The organism is Desulfonema magnum, assembly GCF_017377395.1.
Lineage (GTDB): Bacteria > Desulfobacterota > Desulfobacteria > Desulfobacterales > 4be13 > Desulfonema_C > Desulfonema_C magnum.
Map to the genome: position 1 here is coordinate 605,682 of NZ_CP061800.1, position 16,350 is coordinate 622,031.

The 16,350-nt window shown below is 44.4% G+C and carries 10 protein-coding genes; 3 read left to right on the top strand and 7 right to left on the bottom strand.

Annotated features, from left to right (window positions below):
- Nucleotides 1-95: 95 nt before the first annotated feature.
- Nucleotides 96-707, bottom strand: a complete 612-nt coding sequence (locus dnm_RS02350; RefSeq protein ID WP_207681118.1) for an RNA polymerase sigma factor — start codon at nucleotides 705-707, stop codon at nucleotides 96-98.
- A complete protein-coding gene (locus dnm_RS02355; protein WP_207681119.1) occupies nucleotides 704-2,755 on the bottom strand; it encodes a FlgO family outer membrane protein in 2,052 nt (683 codons plus the stop codon). The genes dnm_RS02350 and dnm_RS02355 overlap by 4 nt, the downstream gene beginning before the upstream one ends.
- 854 nt (nucleotides 2,756-3,609) lie before the next feature.
- Between dnm_RS02355 and dnm_RS02360 the strand changes: the two genes are divergently transcribed.
- From dnm_RS02360 to dnm_RS02370, 3 genes are read left to right on the top strand one after another with little or no spacing between them, the layout of a single operon-like run.
- Nucleotides 3,610-4,950, top strand: a complete 1,341-nt coding sequence (locus tag dnm_RS02360) for a M48 family metalloprotease (protein WP_207681120.1) — start codon at nucleotides 3,610-3,612, stop codon at nucleotides 4,948-4,950.
- A 31-nt stretch (nucleotides 4,951-4,981) separates the two neighbouring features.
- Nucleotides 4,982-5,248, top strand: a complete 267-nt coding sequence (locus dnm_RS02365) for an HU family DNA-binding protein (RefSeq protein WP_207681121.1) — start codon at nucleotides 4,982-4,984, stop codon at nucleotides 5,246-5,248.
- Between the two features lie 14 nt (nucleotides 5,249-5,262).
- Nucleotides 5,263-5,523, top strand: a complete 261-nt coding sequence (locus tag dnm_RS02370) for a DUF1232 domain-containing protein (RefSeq protein ID WP_207681122.1) — start codon at nucleotides 5,263-5,265, stop codon at nucleotides 5,521-5,523.
- A 12-nt stretch (nucleotides 5,524-5,535) separates the two neighbouring features.
- Here the strand turns inward: dnm_RS02370 and dnm_RS02375 are convergent, their stop codons facing one another.
- From dnm_RS02375 to dnm_RS02395, 5 genes are all read right to left on the bottom strand, one after another.
- Nucleotides 5,536-8,469 (bottom strand): Lcl C-terminal domain-containing protein, encoded by a 2,934-nt coding sequence (locus tag dnm_RS02375; RefSeq protein WP_207681123.1) that lies wholly within the window; start codon nucleotides 8,467-8,469, stop codon nucleotides 5,536-5,538.
- 69 nt (nucleotides 8,470-8,538) lie between these two features.
- Entirely contained in the window at nucleotides 8,539-10,209 is a 1,671-nt protein-coding gene (locus dnm_RS02380; RefSeq protein WP_246556171.1) for an Hsp70 family protein, read from the bottom strand.
- 123 nt (nucleotides 10,210-10,332) lie between these two features.
- Nucleotides 10,333-11,442, bottom strand: a complete 1,110-nt coding sequence (gene grpE, locus dnm_RS02385; RefSeq protein WP_207681124.1) for a nucleotide exchange factor GrpE — start codon at nucleotides 11,440-11,442, stop codon at nucleotides 10,333-10,335.
- A 456-nt stretch (nucleotides 11,443-11,898) separates the two neighbouring features.
- Nucleotides 11,899-12,900 (bottom strand): GDP-mannose 4,6-dehydratase, encoded by a 1,002-nt coding sequence (locus tag dnm_RS02390; protein WP_207681125.1) that lies wholly within the window; start codon nucleotides 12,898-12,900, stop codon nucleotides 11,899-11,901.
- 912 nt (nucleotides 12,901-13,812) lie between these two features.
- The gene (locus dnm_RS02395) at nucleotides 13,813-16,287 is read right to left on the bottom strand and encodes a two-partner secretion domain-containing protein (protein ID WP_207681126.1); all 2,475 of its coding nucleotides are present in this window, start codon (nucleotides 16,285-16,287) and stop codon (nucleotides 13,813-13,815) included.
- Between the last annotated feature and the right edge of the window lie 63 nt (nucleotides 16,288-16,350).

The window sequence follows — 16,350 nt, forward strand, 5'->3', positions numbered from 1 at the left end:
TGAGTGTCTCGGTGTTCAGTAAAGAGCAAACACTTAAACACTCCGGATATCTGACAGTAACAGACACTCAGATAAAGATTTTCTTTCATATGGGATTATGATTTTGTGACGGAGGCCACATAAGACTTTAATTTCTGAATCGCACGGTGCTTGATTGTGTAAGCATTTTGAACGGAAATTTCCATGGTTTCGGCTGCTTCCGGTATGGAAAGCCCTTTGTCAAAATGGAGCTTTAAAAATAATCGCTCCCGGGGAGGAAGATTTTGCATTCCGTGTCGGAGCATGCGATGCTGTTCAGATTTTTCTAAAAGTTCCCAGGGACCTGCCTTCTCCTCTCTCAGATCAGACAGTTCTTCAAGAGGAATCAGAACGCTCCGTCCTTCTATGCTGTCAACCCCTTTTTTCCTGAGATAATTCAGCGTTATTCGTACTGTAAGCGTCCGAATCCAGGTTGCAAGCGTGCATCCTTTGTCCCCTCTGTACTGTCTCAGTTTTTTACACTGCTTTTCAAAGAGTTGCAGAAAAACACTGTTGTGAAGGTCGTGAAGATCATCCTCGGTAAATCGGATATGTTTGAGTACAAGAATATTCTGAACAGCCCAGTAAACAAGGGATGAGTATTGTTGAACAAATATTTCGGACGCGTCTCTGTCCCCGGCAAGACATCGGGAGAGCAGTTCCTTATCTTCCGTCTGAGAAGGCTTCATTCGGCAATCACCTTATCCATGGGTTTTATTTGCATACCATCTAATATCTCGGCTTTTGATAACTCGGGCATCACCTGGGTGATACGCGCATGTCCTTTGATCACATTATCGGCCCCGAGTACTTTCCCGGTTACAGGATGCTGTATGGGTTTTTCATCATACACGATGAATCTTCTCTGCATTCTGATCATATCTCCCCCCAGATCAATAAATATATGGTCTCCTTTCTGACGGATCACCATGCCATCCAATAAGGGAAAGTCCCGGTGGATTTTCACGGCCATTCCTTCTGACAGGGTTCTCAGTGCGGCGAGGTCTTTTACTTCGTCATAAACATCCACACTTGAAAGGATTTCACTGGTTTCGGTGTCAACAATCCGGGCCACGATTTCAATGCCGGACCGGGTTTCAATAATATTGCCTGTGATGACGGACCGGGCTGCGATAAGTTTGCCCAGTTTCAGAGCGCTGTCTCTGCTGATGAGTTTGGTGCGGCTGAGTTTCTGTTCTTGTAAAATGACATCCAGTTTATCTCTTTCAATGACTTTGAAACGATTCTGACCCACCAGCGCATTGATAAGGGTGTCCTGAAAGGAAACGGAAAAATCAGAAATATCACCGCTCTGCTCAAACGGAAGCACCGTGAGGCTCATACGCTCCTCAACCTGAAAGGCCTTGGGAACTTTTCTTATCACTGATATTTTTTTCTCGGCCGTATTCCCGGCCTCATCTGTTGCCCGGATCAGAATATCATTTTCACCCTGGCTGAGTTCCGCGAGATGTCCGAAAAAGACATATTGGCCTTCACGACGCAGAACAGGGGTCTGATTGACGGAAAGCGTGACAATTTTGCCCGCGTCGCTGATCTTGCCTTCAAGATATATTTTTTTCAGGAAAACGGTTTGTGTGTCGGTCCAGCCTTTCAGTTTTATATTCGGAGGGGCAGTGTCTCCGGGAGCAAAAAGAGAAGCGAAAAACGAGCTGTCCATGTCTGATGTTACCGAGGCAAATATTACAGGGGCCGGGGTCTGCGAGGCTTGAGGCCGAGCCAGCGGAATTCGTGCCCGGGTCTGGTTTCCCAGCCGATCCTGTACAGTGAACTCCAATTCATTTTTTTCGGTCAGGAGTTTTTTTGTGAAAAAAACCTCTGCTTTCGTCTGAATCATTACGGGCTGGCCATTGATGCTTAGTTCGGATACACCGGCGCTGTCATAAACAGACCCGGTCATCGTCACTTCTGCCTGCGCGCCTTCCTGCTCTGTCTGAAGTTTTTCAATGGTAATTGTCGGCCCCTCCCTGTCTGTGCGGACGATCACCTTTTGTGTTGTCGTCATGCCCGGAAGATTTCTCACCCTAACTTCAATTTCGTGTCTTCCCTGGGACAACAAAAGCGTTTCTCTGAAAGCAATCTGTTTTTGCGAGCCTTCTGAAAATAACGGTTTTCCCCTGATGGTGATCTCTGAAACATAATTCTCGTCTTTGGCAATCCCGGAAATGATCACCGGATCCGCCCGTGTCCATACTTCGTTTGTTTTAAAATCAAGGGTGAGGCTCGGAGGTGACACTGTTTTTCCCTGGCGTTCAATAATGGCTTTTCGGACACGGTCAAGGTAAAAGCGGGCTTTTGCGGACGGGAACTGACTCAGGGACAGGTCCAGTTCTTTTTTCGCTGTCTCCAATTTCCGGGTGTGATAATATATCACGCCTAATTCTCTGTGAGGAAAATAGTCTGTAAAGTGCATTCCGTAAGTGCGGGCCATGCGCTGATCTTTTGCCCGCTGATCAATAGCCAGTTTCATATCTGTCACAGCTTCCGTATAAAAAGCCCCTTCTGCAAAAGAGAGACCTCTTTCGTAGTAATTCCACCACCGGTTCCTGAAAGCCTGATGAGTTTTGCCATATTCTTTGCCGTCCTTTATATAAATGGGAACAGAATCCACGGCGCATCCGAAAAAGAAAAGGACTCCCATAATGAGTATAAAAAAAACAACTCGCCGGACGAACGGGTCTGATTGCCATTGATTTTTTTTGTGTATGTTATTATTCATTGGTTTGCTCCTGAAACTCAGTGATCAAGTTTTATGATCCGATCATCCGGCCCGGACAGCCTGTTGTTCCTGAGAAAGCAGGAATCACTGATATCACGGTTCCGGGGCAGTGGATTCCTGCTTTCGCAGGAATGACAAATTGTCCGATGTCATGGTTCCGGGGCTGCGGATTCCTGCTTTCGCAGGAATGACAAAAAAACTTGATTATCGAGTGAAATGTCTGGCCACATTGGACAGGAAAACCAGGTGCTTAAATAACAGCCCAAAATTTTTTTCGGTATTCGAAGACTTGTGAAGTTTCGGAAACTTGGGAAGTCTGACGTGGTCATTCATAATAATTATATGCTACTATAATTGAATTGAAAATTCAAGCACATATTTTCAGTCCCTGGTATTGTCCTGCGGATCACAAGTCCTGTTCTGATTCATACAGACACGCAACTGGGAATTTTCTTTCAATATCATAACGCTGTCAGAATCAGAATATTTTCATGTTTTATTGTGAGCGAACCAGTCATCATGACCGGGCGCATTGACAATTTGGGGGAATGAACTGCCAACATGTGAATAGCCCCCTTTGTGCTTTTCCGCTCTGGAAGACATTATTTTAAAGAATTGTAATTCAAATAGGCAGGGATCTGCGCCGAACTGTCAATTTATATCTTGTCAAAACTGGCGGATTATGATAAAAAGATATTTTGCCTATGTCTTCAATTAAAGAAAACTCGGGCCGGACTTGAGATTTGGTTGTGCCAAATTCGGATCAGGGACAAAAATGATATATCTGAGCGACTCAGAATCTTTTTTTTAAAGTCTGTGTATCTTAATCTTAAAGATTGTTTAAGGAGGAACTAATGAAAAGTAAGTCTTTAGAAAAAAATGGAATGACTCGTCGGGAGTTTTTGTGGCTCACATCAATGTCGGCCGCAGGTTTTGTTATCGGATGCACAACCGATCCGGTTACCGGAAAGAAGCAGTTTACGCTGGTATCAGAAAATCAGGAAATTCAGTTGGACAAACAAAATTCACCCCATCAGTTTTCTTCAGATTACGGTGTGTTGCAGGATACGTCCCTGAATAACTATATCGGAGGGCTTGGCAAAAGACTTGCATCACACACACATCGCCCTGATATGCCGTATTCGTTTCAGGGGGTAAATGCAACCTATGTGAACGCATATGCTTTTCCGGGCGGCAGTATCGCGGCTACCCGCGGCATTCTTCTTCAACTCAGTAATGAAGCTGAACTGGCAGGGCTTCTGGGTCACGAACTGGGTCATGTCAATGCCCGTCACACAGCAGAACAAATGACAAAAGGCACATTGATTTCAGGTCTCATCGGCCTGGGACAGGCTTATGTGGGGACAAAATATCCCAAATACGCGGATATGACACAGACACTGGGAACTCTGGGCGTGGGCGCATTGCTTGCCTCATACAGCAGGGACAATGAGCGGGAGGCAGACGCGCTGGGAAATGAATATATGGTCAGAGGCGGATATAACCCCATGGGGTTCATCGGACTGATGAATATGCTTAAAAATATGTCCAACCATAAATCCAATGCTGTGGAAATGCTCTTTTCCACACATCCCATGAGTTCCGAACGCTATAACACCGCGGTGGAAAGTGCAAAGACAAAATATAAGTCCGAACAAACGCTTCCCACAAACAGGGAACGCTATATGGATAACACGGCAAAGCTTCGGGCCATAAAAGGAGCAATTGAGGAGATGCAAAAAGGCGAAAGCGCTATGGCGCAGAAGCAGTATCCCACCGCCGAAGCCCATTTTCAAAGGGCATTGAAAGAATCACCAAATGATTATGCCGGTCTTCTGCTGATGTCAAAATGCCAGCTCATGCAGAAAAAGAATACCCAGGCCCAGCATTACGCGGAGAAAGCCAAGCAGGTGTACCCGAGAGAAGCCCAGGCATATCATCTCAGCGGAGTTGCCAAGGTGAATACAAATAAATTCGGTGCTGCTTATGAAGAATTCGGAAAATATGACAGATTGCTGCCAGGGAATCCCAACACGGCATTTTATAAGGGGTTGTCTTTGGAAGGCATGGGGCGTAAGCAGCAGGCCGCAGACGAATATAAGAAATATCTTCAGGTGACTCAGCAGAGTCCCCAGGCAAAACACGCATATCAGCGTCTGCTGAAATGGGGATACATCAAGCAGAGGAAAAATTAGCCGTGTGATTCGGTTTTTCAGGAGAGCAGATATGAGTGATCGGATCAGCAAAAAAGAACTGATACGCCGCCTGGCCCGACGCATGCAAACAGATGAAAAAACAGCCATGATCTGGGCTGATGCTTTTACAGAAGTATTATACGAAGCGTTTAAAGAGGGTCTGAGCGTGACATTGCCGGGATTTGGCGGTTTCTTTGTAAGGTCAGGGCACGGCCGCGCGTGGACATTCAAATTTAATCCCGGACAGAAACTCCGTGCCTTGTTCAAATGGTCGTCAACCTATAAAGGCAACCTTTAGATACAGGTGATATCATGGACAAACAAGAGCGAGACAACTATCAGAATAAAAACAGCTTTCTCACAACGCCGCTGTCCGTCCGAGGCGTGCCGGTGTTTCTCGTCTATCTGTTCTCCGTGGTGGGACTCATCTATATTTTGAATCCCACGTCCGGAATCATAGAGCTTTTACCAGATAATCTGCCGCTCATCGGCAATTTGGATGAAGGCGGGGCCTTTGTTGCAATATGGTATGGCCTGATCGAGTTTTTTGAAGGAAAAAGACATAAAAATTAGGAAGGTTCTCAATTATTTTCTCACGGCACGAACTGATCCGCATTTGGACAGATCTGTCTGTTCTTTGTTCCATGCGGCTTCTCTTTCAGATGTCACAATATGCGCCTTTTTATTCCACCCGTGCCAGATAATGTCAGATGTCCAAAACCATTTTGCACTGTTGCCAGGAAAAAACGGCGGATTTTTATAGATACCTACCAGTTCATTTGCAGTGGGGATACGCCAGTCCGTATAGCCGCCGGTTCTCAGATTTTCCACATATCTGACAGATGTGTCATAATTTGTACATCCGCCAATATCCGTTAAAGAATCAATGGCAGCCCACATCAGACCGGTTCTCCTGTCGGTAACTGTGCCGTTTTTGTTTGCGACAAACCGTCCGCCTGTCTTTCTGACAAGCATTTCTATCCGTTTGATTTCGTTCCGCCGCCTTGCCACAGCCTCCTTTTGTTTCCGGATACGCTCCTCTTCAGATATTTCTTCCTCTTTCAGCTTTGTTAACAATGTGTTGGCATCTCTGATATATCTGACAGAGGAATTTTCTTTGATATATTTTTCCAATGCGTGTATTCTTTCGGCCAGACTCACTTGAAAGTCCTTACTATATCTGGCGATTTTTACCCATTCTGTTTTTTCCCGATATTCTCTTGTATTTTCATCTTCAAGAACTTTCTCCCGTTTCAGTTCTTTTAATATTAACAACGCGTCTTCGGCATATCTTTCAGGAGGAGGCTTTTTTACATACCGTTCAAATTTTTCCACTTTGCTGGCCAGGGTCTCCCGAGTTTTATTGCTATATTCAACGAGATATTCCCATTCTTCATCTTCCTGATGATATTGTTCCGCTTTTCTCTGCCACTCTGCAATTTCTTTTGTGACAACGTCTTTTACATATGAAGGGGCTTCGGGATTGGCATTCAAATATTCAGAATAAATATATTTCGCACCTTCAAAATCTGTCCCGCTGAGTTCGGCCTCACGTTTCATTTCAGCCAGGTCGTTTTTATATTTTATTCTTTTTTGGTAGGTAATCCGTAAGCCTTCTATTTTCTCCGCTTGTTCAGTGCCGCCAAATTTCTCAATAAACTCATCACATAGTCGGATACATTTCTCCCATTCATGCTGTTTCGCGCACAGGGTCAGTTTTTTACCTAATGCATCATAGTATTCTCCGATCATATCTGAGATTAATTTTTTTATCTCGTCTATATGCTTGCCCCGGGGATGTTTTTCAAAGTATTTGTTATATATTTTTATCCGCTCTGCATAACTGCCATCTGCAACCTTTCTGACTTCTTCATAATCTCTGTTGTCAATCCGTCCCGGAATCTCGGAAATTTTCTGACTGATTTCCTTTTTATGAATGTTTTTGGGGTATTTTTTAAGAAATCCGTCATAGACGATTCTTGCTTCTTCAAAATTCTGGTCCGCATACAGTTTTTCAGCTTTCCTCGCAGTGATCTCAAAATCCCGCTCCTCCATTTGCTTACGGATTTCTCTGATCTTTTTTTTGAATCCCGGGGCATATTCGGTGTCTCCGTAACGGCCTATAAAATCCTGCAATATTTTCTCTTTGCTTTCCAGTTTCTGCTGACTTTCCAAGCTCGTCAGCGTGTTCTGATAGGCGTTTTTCAGACGATTCGCCTGGATGATCTGTCCTGAAATCACGATGCTGCTGATGACAATAAAAATCGCGGCAGACACTGCCCCCGTGAGAATCCAAAAACTCTTTTTCCTGGGGTCTAAGTCAAAACTCCATTTTTCCAGCAGGGTGAGTTTCTTTTTCTCTATGATGACCCATTTCTTTTTCTCCTTGATAACCCATTTCTCATTGCGGCAGTATTCTCTGATATACTCATATGCCTCATCCATGTCCATGCCAATTTTGATGGCTGATTTAACAAGTATGTCAAAATTTTCAGCCCGAATTTTTCCCTCTGTTCCTGCCGCGTTAATATCGGCGTTGAGTTCTGAAATAAGGGAGTGACTCCGGCTGATGTCATATGCTTTCCGACTTGCTTTTGAATGAAAGATAACAATACAATGACCGGCCAGGGCACCGCTTGCGGTGATGATTGCGTCTTTTTGTCCGATTTTACGAATTTCCATCTCTTTTTCTTTGGCCCTGTCCTGGAGAATTTGCAGATTCGCATCAGGAGAGAGGTCAAGAAAATCATAGAGAGATGATTTCCCAACGATATTCAAATTGTCGGAAATAAGTTTTTCAAGTGTCTTATCCAAGGGCTGAGGTTTGGGAGGCTTTGAGGCGCTTTCCTTTTTGATAGGGCATTTTGCCCTTAAAAGGATATTTGCCTCATCCATGGCAAACAGGCTTGCCAGATGTGTTGTTTCTTTCTCAGTAATATAGCCCTTTTCTGTACATATTCTGATACAGTTATCAAGTTCCGAATTTGCTTCTTCTTCCTTTTCTTTTATCCATTTCCGAAGTTTGTCTTCTCCGATTGCATATCGTTTTGCCAGCCCGGCAGTCTTTTTTTCATTTATGGCTCCTTTTTTCATAAGGAGTCTGATATCCCTGTCAATTTTGAAAAACTTTTCCTTTTTTTTCAGACGCTCATGGATTTTAGCTTCCTCCGTGCCATGCATCCGGGCTAATTTGGCAATTTCTTTTTTAGTGACCGACCCTTTGGTCATGAGGATACTGAGGTGTCTTTCGATTTTCAGAAATTTCTCTTTTTCTTTTTCAAAAATCAGAATTTTTGCATTCTCAGCCTCTTTTTGCCGAAGCCCGGAATCTGTCATGATTCTCCGAATTTCCGGAATCAGGCCAATATATTGTTTGGACTGAATTGCTTTTGTAGGATGGTTTCGGTTGCGGCTCCAGCGGGTCTGTTTTTCCTTTATGGCATCCTCGATTATTTGAAGATCATTTTCCGGGGGATCAACAGAAAGTTCAAGAAGCAGGTAATAATTTTCTCTCTGCATAATTTACCTTTGGTCAGCAGCAGCGCTCATTGACTGGTAATAACTGACAACTGATAATTAATAACTTGGTTAAGAAACAACAATACTCAGGTTCCGTTTTTTTGCTTTTTCAAATTCATCACCATGAATGACCGAACGGGTCTTCATTGTTGCTCTTACGGTGCGACGGGATTCGGTAGGCTCAATAGCGGTGATTTCAAGACGGCCCTCCTGATTCAGTTTGAACGTAATATCAATGGGGGTATCCGCATCCAGCCCCCGGGGAAGTTCAAGCACCGCGGTGCCGATCACAACGGCCTGTTCAGGCGGAGCAATGGTGTCATTACTTTCGTTTTCCATAATCTGAATGGACACTGCTTCCTGATCTGAAATTGCCGTGCCGAATGTTTTTGAGATAGTGGTCGGGACATCTGTATTTTTAAGGATAAGGTTGAAGACAACTTCCTGGTCATTTGAATCATGAGCAATAATACCGAAGCTCTTGCTTGTGACATTCTTGATCCTGACTTTGGAACGCTGTATGTCGGACAGGCTGTAACCCGTATCTCCGGCGACCAGCTCCTCCACTTCTTCCAATACATTTTCAAGTTCCACATCATCAACTTCGTCAAGCTGTTCCAAAGTTTTGCCTGTTTTTGCGGCTGCCCTTTTTCTCATTCCTTCATTGAGCGCAAGCTTCCAGCCGTAAATTGCAGCTCCCTTGGCCACAGCTTCGTCAGGGTCAAAAACCCTGGGAGTTACGGAAAATTCCTGTTTGATCCGGGCCGAGACCTGGGGCATGCGGGTTGCGCCACCGACCAATATGATTTCATCATAATTCCAGTACCCCTTTTTTTTAGCGTCCTCAAGCATCTCATATGTGAGCGCCACGGTTCTCTCAACCAGGTCCTGGGTGATCTCTTCAAATTTTTTCCGTTTCAGCATGACTTTCACCCGCTCTCCGCCGTGGGTGATGAGTACAGGGGTTTTATCTCTTTGCGTCAGGACTTTTTTTGCTTTTTCAGCAGAAAGGAGCAAATCCTGGCATGTATCCGGATCTTCCAGAATATCTTCATCTGTTTTGGTCTGGGTCTGATATTCCTGCAACAGATATGCCACAATGCGGTCATCCCAGTCTTTGCCGCCCAGATTATGATCCCCGCCCGTACAGATGACCTCAATCGCATTTGACTGAATATCAATCATCGTGATATCAAAGGTCCCGCCCCCGAGATCATAGACCAGCACCACCTTGTCCTCTCCGAGTTCGCTGGAACCATATGTGATCGCTGCTGCCGTAGGTTCGTTAATAATTTGCCGGACATTGTAGCCGGCGATTTCTCCGGATCTTCTCGTGGCTTCACGCTCATTAATACCAAAATATGCGGGGCAGGTAATGACGATGTCTGTAATTTTTTCATCCAGATGTTGCTCTGCATCTTGTACAAGTTTTCGTATGATAAAGCCAGAAATTTCTTCGGCCCGGAATGTTTTTCCATTATGCTCAAAAAGAAAGTCCGGCTCACCCATTGAACGTTTGACAAAACTCACCACATCATTAGGATATATCTTTGAATTTTCTTTGGCAACTTCTCCGACAACAACATTTTCCCCGTCAAAAAAAACCACTGACGGTGTGATGTGCTGATTATCCGAATTCGGCACAATGAGGGGTTTGCCATATTCATCTATGTACGCAATGGATGAATATGTTGTGCCAAGATCTATTCCGAAAACTTTCTTTGATTGCTCGTTCATCATTAACTCCTTATAAAAATGCAGGCCGCCGCCAGATGCCGGGCTGCCGGATATCGGATGCCTGATAAACGAGCCGGCAACCGGCAACCGGCAACTGGCAGGCAGCAACCAGCAACCAGCCTGGTTTTATCCTTCTGTTTCAAAAGATGTCTCTTTTTTATAAATATAGACGGCGACCATTTCCGGACGAATTATTTTACCCTCCCATTCATAGCCTGAACGCAGGCTTTCCGCAACGGTTTTGTCTTTGGATTTGTCCGAGGTTTCAATTGTTTTTAAAATTTTCTGCCGAGTGGCGTCAAATGTAGGTGTATCACAGGTATAAGAATTAACACCCTGACGATAAAAAATATCTTCCATATCCGAAGGAACACTTTCCAAAAGCCTCAGTATTTTCGCAGGATCACTTTCACAAGTTCCCTTTGAATGGTAATGATTTACCAATTTTCTGATATTGTCTATCATCTGAATGATATCCATTACCATGGATTGCAGATATTTTTTGAGAATATCACCTTTGTACTCCTGAAGCTCCTTATGGAGCTTATCTATCATTTTATCTTTATGCGCGTCATACTTGAGTTTGCTCTGAAATTCCTGCTGAAGACTATCCAACTGGTTCTGAATCTGCTCCAGCTTGAACCCCATATCCTCAGCTTCGAAATATGCTCCTGGAAACTCTGAGTAATCCGCTTCTGTTCCGATATGATGTTCATCTGTCAACCCTGGTTCGTCTGCTTCGATCTCTGTTTTTTCCTCTTCCGCCTCCTCCCCCTCCTGGCTCTCAAACCGCTCCAGTGTGACATCGCTGTCCAGAATATCACCGATAATAGATATAAATCCTGTCACTGTTTCCTGGGTGTCCCGCCTGCAATTCCAGTCAACCTTTAACGCTATAGTTCCGCCTCCCTTTCTTACATATTTTCCGACCCAGGGAAACCGCGCATATTCTCCCAATGCAATTTTTGTCAAATAATCCGTGAGTTCATTTCGGTCAGAATCGGAAGCCAACAGGTCCCATATCTGTTTTCCTCTTAATTCTCCTTCTTCATAACCCAATATCTGATACTGGACAGAATTCATAAAGGTTATATTTCCATAAATATCTATTTCCTGAATGCCATAGAGATTTGTTTCTATAAGTGTCTGATAACGCTCTTCAATTTCATGCAGGGCTTCCTTTAGCTCATTATATTTGTCTATAAGCTCGTCCTGGGCTTTATCTTCGTCATTCATTTTGTTATTTCCTAATATCAAAGGAGTGGCCGATATTTGATAAATGATAAGCATTTCTTTTCAATTAAAAGAAATTATAAGGTAAAAAATGTATGAGTGTCAATGGAAAAGGTGTTACAATTCACCGTCACAAATCACCTTGGCTGCTATTATACAAGTATCATCTTAATATCAGATACAATAGAAAACTTTATTTCTTACATCCCGCTGTGCCTGTTCCAAGGGAAATGTACGGAGTTCCCTTTTTTAAAAGAGGAAGCTGATAATGAGTGACACTTAACCCCCTGACGCGTATTTTCACGATAACATTTTTATTGCGAATGGTGTTGTAAATAGGGATCCCGGGTCAGTTTTTTGAATCTTTGCTTTTTTACAAAAAAATAAAAAAGAGTGCAATCGTTTTCATAGCTGTCTGTCCGGTCTTTGTTATTAAAGAACTGATGAATATTTTTTTCGTTATGTCTGTTTTGGATTTGCAATTTTATGATTAATTTTCATATATGCGATCACGCGTCTGAGAATGGCATCGAGATCGGTCTCCGGTTGAAAACCGATAGCTCTTTTTATTTTTTTAATACCCGGAACCCTGCGCTGCATGTCTTCAAAATTCTTCTCAAATGCCTCATCATATGAAACGAGTTCGATATCCGAATCTGATCCTGTTTCTCTGATAATTTTTTTCGCAAGGTCCAGCATTGTGATTTCCTCTGTTCCGCCGACATTAAAAACCTCTCCGACAGCGACATCACTTTCCATAAGCCCCGTCATCGCTCTGACAACATCTTTGACATATGTAAATGTTCTTGTCTGGGTGCCGTCACCATATACTGTCAGCGGTTCGTTTTTTAAAGCCTGAGCCACAAATCTGGGAACCACCATGCCATAAGCGCCTGTCTGCCGAGGGCCTATGGTATTGAACAGACGGGCGATAATCACTCTGAGTCCCTTTGTTCGGAAATAGGCAAGGGCCATAAACTCATCCATAAGTTTTGAAGCCGCGTAGCTCCATCTGGAGTTGCTTGACGGCCCGTATATGATATTGTCTGTTTCAATTAATGGCGCGTGTGTATGTTTTCCATACACCTCCGAAGAGGAGGTGATTAACACCTTTTTCTTAAATTTTGCACACAGTTCAAGAACTTTTTCAGTTCCCCGTATATTGGTTCTGATTGATTCCAGGGGATTGTTCAGAATATAACGCACTCCCACCGCGGCCGCCAGGTGAAAAACAACATCACATATGCCTGTCAGTTCGACCATTACATCGTGGTTAAAAATTGTGTCTGTCTTTATAAAAAATCTGTCCCTGAATCGTTTGTTTTCCCGAAGAGCATTTATATTGCTCAGGGAGCCGGTGGAAAGATCGTCAATAATATAAACCTCGTCTCCTTTTTCCAGATACGCTTCTGCAAGATGGGAACCAATGAACCCCGCCCCTCCTGTGATAAGAATCCTCATAAATAATCCTTTTACGAATATTACTTATAAATTTTGTCAAAGCCGCAAAAAGAATAACCTTATATAATAAAAATGGCTTAGGCAATGATAAATTTTTCAGTTTGGTTTTTTTATTTTTTTGAGAAAAGCATATGGGACTGGCCTAATCAGAATGATTGACAAGCCATGTTTAAAAAAAATATTTTTTTATTTGATCGGAGATAATTGGGAAAAAATTATTTTATAACTATTATATCATAATATTTGTTATTTCACAAGTCATGATTTAATAAAAATGAGTTGATAAAGCAAGTAACAGCCGGACTGTTCTTTATATAAACGGGCATGATCTGCCGGTCATAATGAACACTGAAAGTCAGGGCAAATCACAAATCTCAAATAACTTTCATATAAACGGGCATGACCTTCGGTCACAACGAACCATGAAAGCCGGCCGGCCCCTTGCCCCTTGCCCCTTGCCCCTTTCATAAACGCCCATGACCTGTCGGTCACAATGAAACATGAAAGTGAGACCGGAATTTATCAGACATCAGACATCGAACATCAAATATGTAGGTAGGGCTGAAGAACGAAACCTGACATTTCCGTAATTCGTCAATATGAGCGATGATCATCAGTGTCAGATTTTGTTTCTCAACCCAACCTGCGCAACTGATTTAAAGAGGGATATTCAGTAGATCGAAAAGTTTTCGGGCTGTGTGCGGGACAGCAAAGAAACCCGGCTTTTTTCCCGGACGAAGTGTCTCCCCGGCCGGAAAAAGCCGGGTTTCTCCCCCGTCCGTCGTGTTCGCACTGCGACAGTCCGAAAACTTTTCGATCTGCTGATATTCGGATATCTGAATACGGGAGGGAGGGCCTCCGGGTATTGCGTTACGAAGCAGCGACTTGTAATAATTTAACAATAGGCGATATTCATTCTTTCTCGGAATCCGGATTGTCAAACCATATCGAAGGCCCTGTCTGCAAATCACCGGGAGCGGCTGCAGAGGCATCTCGCCCCCTTATCACAAACCGGCTCACATTTTCCCCGGTCCGGGCTGAACATGGGATTTTCATCCAGCGGGCCGCATCAAGATAATTTGCGGGCAGAACCAGAAGACCACTGCTGATATCCAGATTCGGGGCTTCTATTTTTACGGTTCCGTCATTGCCCCGCTTTGAAGTGGCTGTGACCTTGCTGTCTGAGGATTTGAGGTAATTATCTGTATGGATGAAGATGGCACCGCCATCCCCTGTGTCGGCATTGGCTGTGACAGGGGCATGATTCAGGATAACGAATTGCGGGCCTTCTCCTTCTCCTTCTCCTTCTCCGGATGAGCCGACCATGACATCGCCGCCTTTGCCCTCGCCGACTTGCACGCTGCTGGTAATTTCGCCCCTTAGCAAATAGATTAAATTTCCTGCATTCACCAATATTTTTCCGCCGCCTGCCCCGCTGGCTTCCGTAGTTACGGAGCTGTACCCGGACAATTTCATTGACTCACTGACCTGGAGGGTAATGCTGCCAGCGTTGCCGCCCTGATTTTCTGATATGCTTTCTGAAGAAATAGCTGAATTGCCACTCATTTCAAGCCGGGGAGTCTTCAAAGCGATATCTCCTGCCATGCCTTCTCCCTTAGTGGATGTGGTGACAAAACTCTTGTTATTTAAACGGACTGAATCCTCTGCCGTGATGCTGATCTTGCCGGCATCACCGCCTTTGCCCTCCGAAATGCTTGCCGAAGAGACAGACGCGTGGGTATCAAGTTCCAATCTGGCGGTTTCCAATTTAATAATCCCCGCGTTCCCCTCTCCCTCAGTGCTTGCAGTGACACCTCCGCCATCTTTGAAGGATATGGTACTACCCGCTTCGATAAAGATTTTCCCGGCATCTCCGGCGTATTCCCCTTTTCCCAGTGCGGAAGTATATGCTTTGCTGGGAGTTTTCCCGGAGGATGAACCATGAAAAGATAGGGAATCCGAAGCACGGATCATTATATGGCCGCCCTTTCCGCTTCCTGTTGATTCGCTCGCGATTAAGCCGCCGTTGGTAAATGAAATATTTTCCGCTTTCAGATTTACAGACCCTGCATCTCCGCTATTTGAAAATGTGCCGCCTATTGCCCCGGAATAGACTTTGCTGTCATCAACTTCAATTAACTCGGCAAAACCGTTGTCATGTCCCGAAATCGTCACACTTCCTCCGTTGCCTCCTCCGTTAAATGTGTCACTGGAGACGATGCTGCCCTTGGACAATGATATGTTTTTTGTTTCGATGAAAACGTCTCCGGCATCTCCCGCGTTTATCTCTTTGCCTGTCGCGTCTGCAAAAATTTTGCTGACCTCGGAAAGCTCAACAAAATCCTTGACGCACAGCCTTATGCTTCCGCCTTTTCCGGTTCCGCTTGTGTCGCTGAAAATGTCACTTTTACTTAATGACACCGTATCCGCCCGGATTTCAGTTATCCCGCCGTGTTTCTCTCCTGTGGTGTCGGCTTTCATTGAACTGTTATTGCTGGCAAAAAACTGCCCTGTTCTGATAAAAATATTCCCTGATCCCTCACCACTGACATTGACAAGAGCATGGTCGGAAAGGGTTATTTTCCCCAATGCCCTGAATGACGAGACATCCAATCCTGATTCCGTGACAACCGCTTCACCCGAAGATGCAACGCTTGCAATGTCAATTCCTCCTCCGGGAGCGCTGAGGCTGCCCAGGAGTTCTGAGGTATCTCCGCTCTGATAATATGTGCCTGTGATCTCAGTCTCTCCTCCAATGACGGAGATCGCCTCATTTTCTGTGACGCTGAGACCCGCCGGCTTTCCGTCCCAGTCTGATTCTTCAATCTTTCCTCTGCCTTTAAAAGATATCGGTGCAACATCACTGTCCAGAAAACCGAAAGCGGCCGGCCTTGCAGTGGAGAGTATCTCTTCATCCCGATCCACATAAAAACGTTCATATTCTCCCATTCGCAGATAGTCCGAGGTGCTTATATGAAATGAGCCGCCAATATCCAGAGAGGCATTTGCTCCGAAAATCACCCCGGTCGGATTGAGCAGATATAAATTCGCGCCTGAAATCTCAGATGTCTCCGAAATTTCGGAACGCAATGTGCCGTCAATCAGTGAGACATTGCCGCCGGTCACCCGGGTGATGATATTTTGGATAGCGTGTGAAACCCTGAAGTTTGCAACCTCTCCGGTATCAACATTAAACTGACTGAAGCTGTGGAACAGATTGGCTCCTGCCTGCCTGCCGTATTCTGCCTTGATATCATAAAGCGGTCCGTTTAACATGCCGTCCGTGCCCATGGTTCCGTCCATTATCACCTGGGCTGAAGATCGAAAATTGAAGAAGAGTAAACCCAAAATGACGATAACAATAAATTGTGGAAAAGTTCTTTTCATCTGAATATCTCCTCATAAATAAAAAAAGAGTGCGAAAATTTTATTTTCGCACAAACCTGCTGT

Bases quoted from the DNA above. Each gene is read 5' to 3' on its own strand.
- dnm_RS02350 (WP_207681118.1), bottom strand. From the start codon at position 707: ATGAAGCCTTCTCAGACGGAAGATAAGGAACTGCTCTCCCGATGTCTT.
- dnm_RS02355 (WP_207681119.1), bottom strand. From the start codon at position 2,755: ATGAATAATAACATACACAAAAAAAATCAATGGCAATCAGACCCGTTC.
- dnm_RS02360 (WP_207681120.1), top strand. From the start codon at position 3,610: ATGAAAAGTAAGTCTTTAGAAAAAAATGGAATGACTCGTCGGGAGTTT.
- dnm_RS02365 (WP_207681121.1), top strand. From the start codon at position 4,982: ATGAGTGATCGGATCAGCAAAAAAGAACTGATACGCCGCCTGGCCCGA.
- dnm_RS02370 (WP_207681122.1), top strand. From the start codon at position 5,263: ATGGACAAACAAGAGCGAGACAACTATCAGAATAAAAACAGCTTTCTC.
- dnm_RS02375 (WP_207681123.1), bottom strand. From the start codon at position 8,469: ATGCAGAGAGAAAATTATTACCTGCTTCTTGAACTTTCTGTTGATCCC.
- dnm_RS02380 (WP_246556171.1), bottom strand. From the start codon at position 10,209: ATGATGAACGAGCAATCAAAGAAAGTTTTCGGAATAGATCTTGGCACA.
- grpE (WP_207681124.1), bottom strand. From the start codon at position 11,442: ATGAATGACGAAGATAAAGCCCAGGACGAGCTTATAGACAAATATAAT.
- dnm_RS02390 (WP_207681125.1), bottom strand. From the start codon at position 12,900: ATGAGGATTCTTATCACAGGAGGGGCGGGGTTCATTGGTTCCCATCTT.
- dnm_RS02395 (WP_207681126.1), bottom strand. From the start codon at position 16,287: ATGAAAAGAACTTTTCCACAATTTATTGTTATCGTCATTTTGGGTTTA.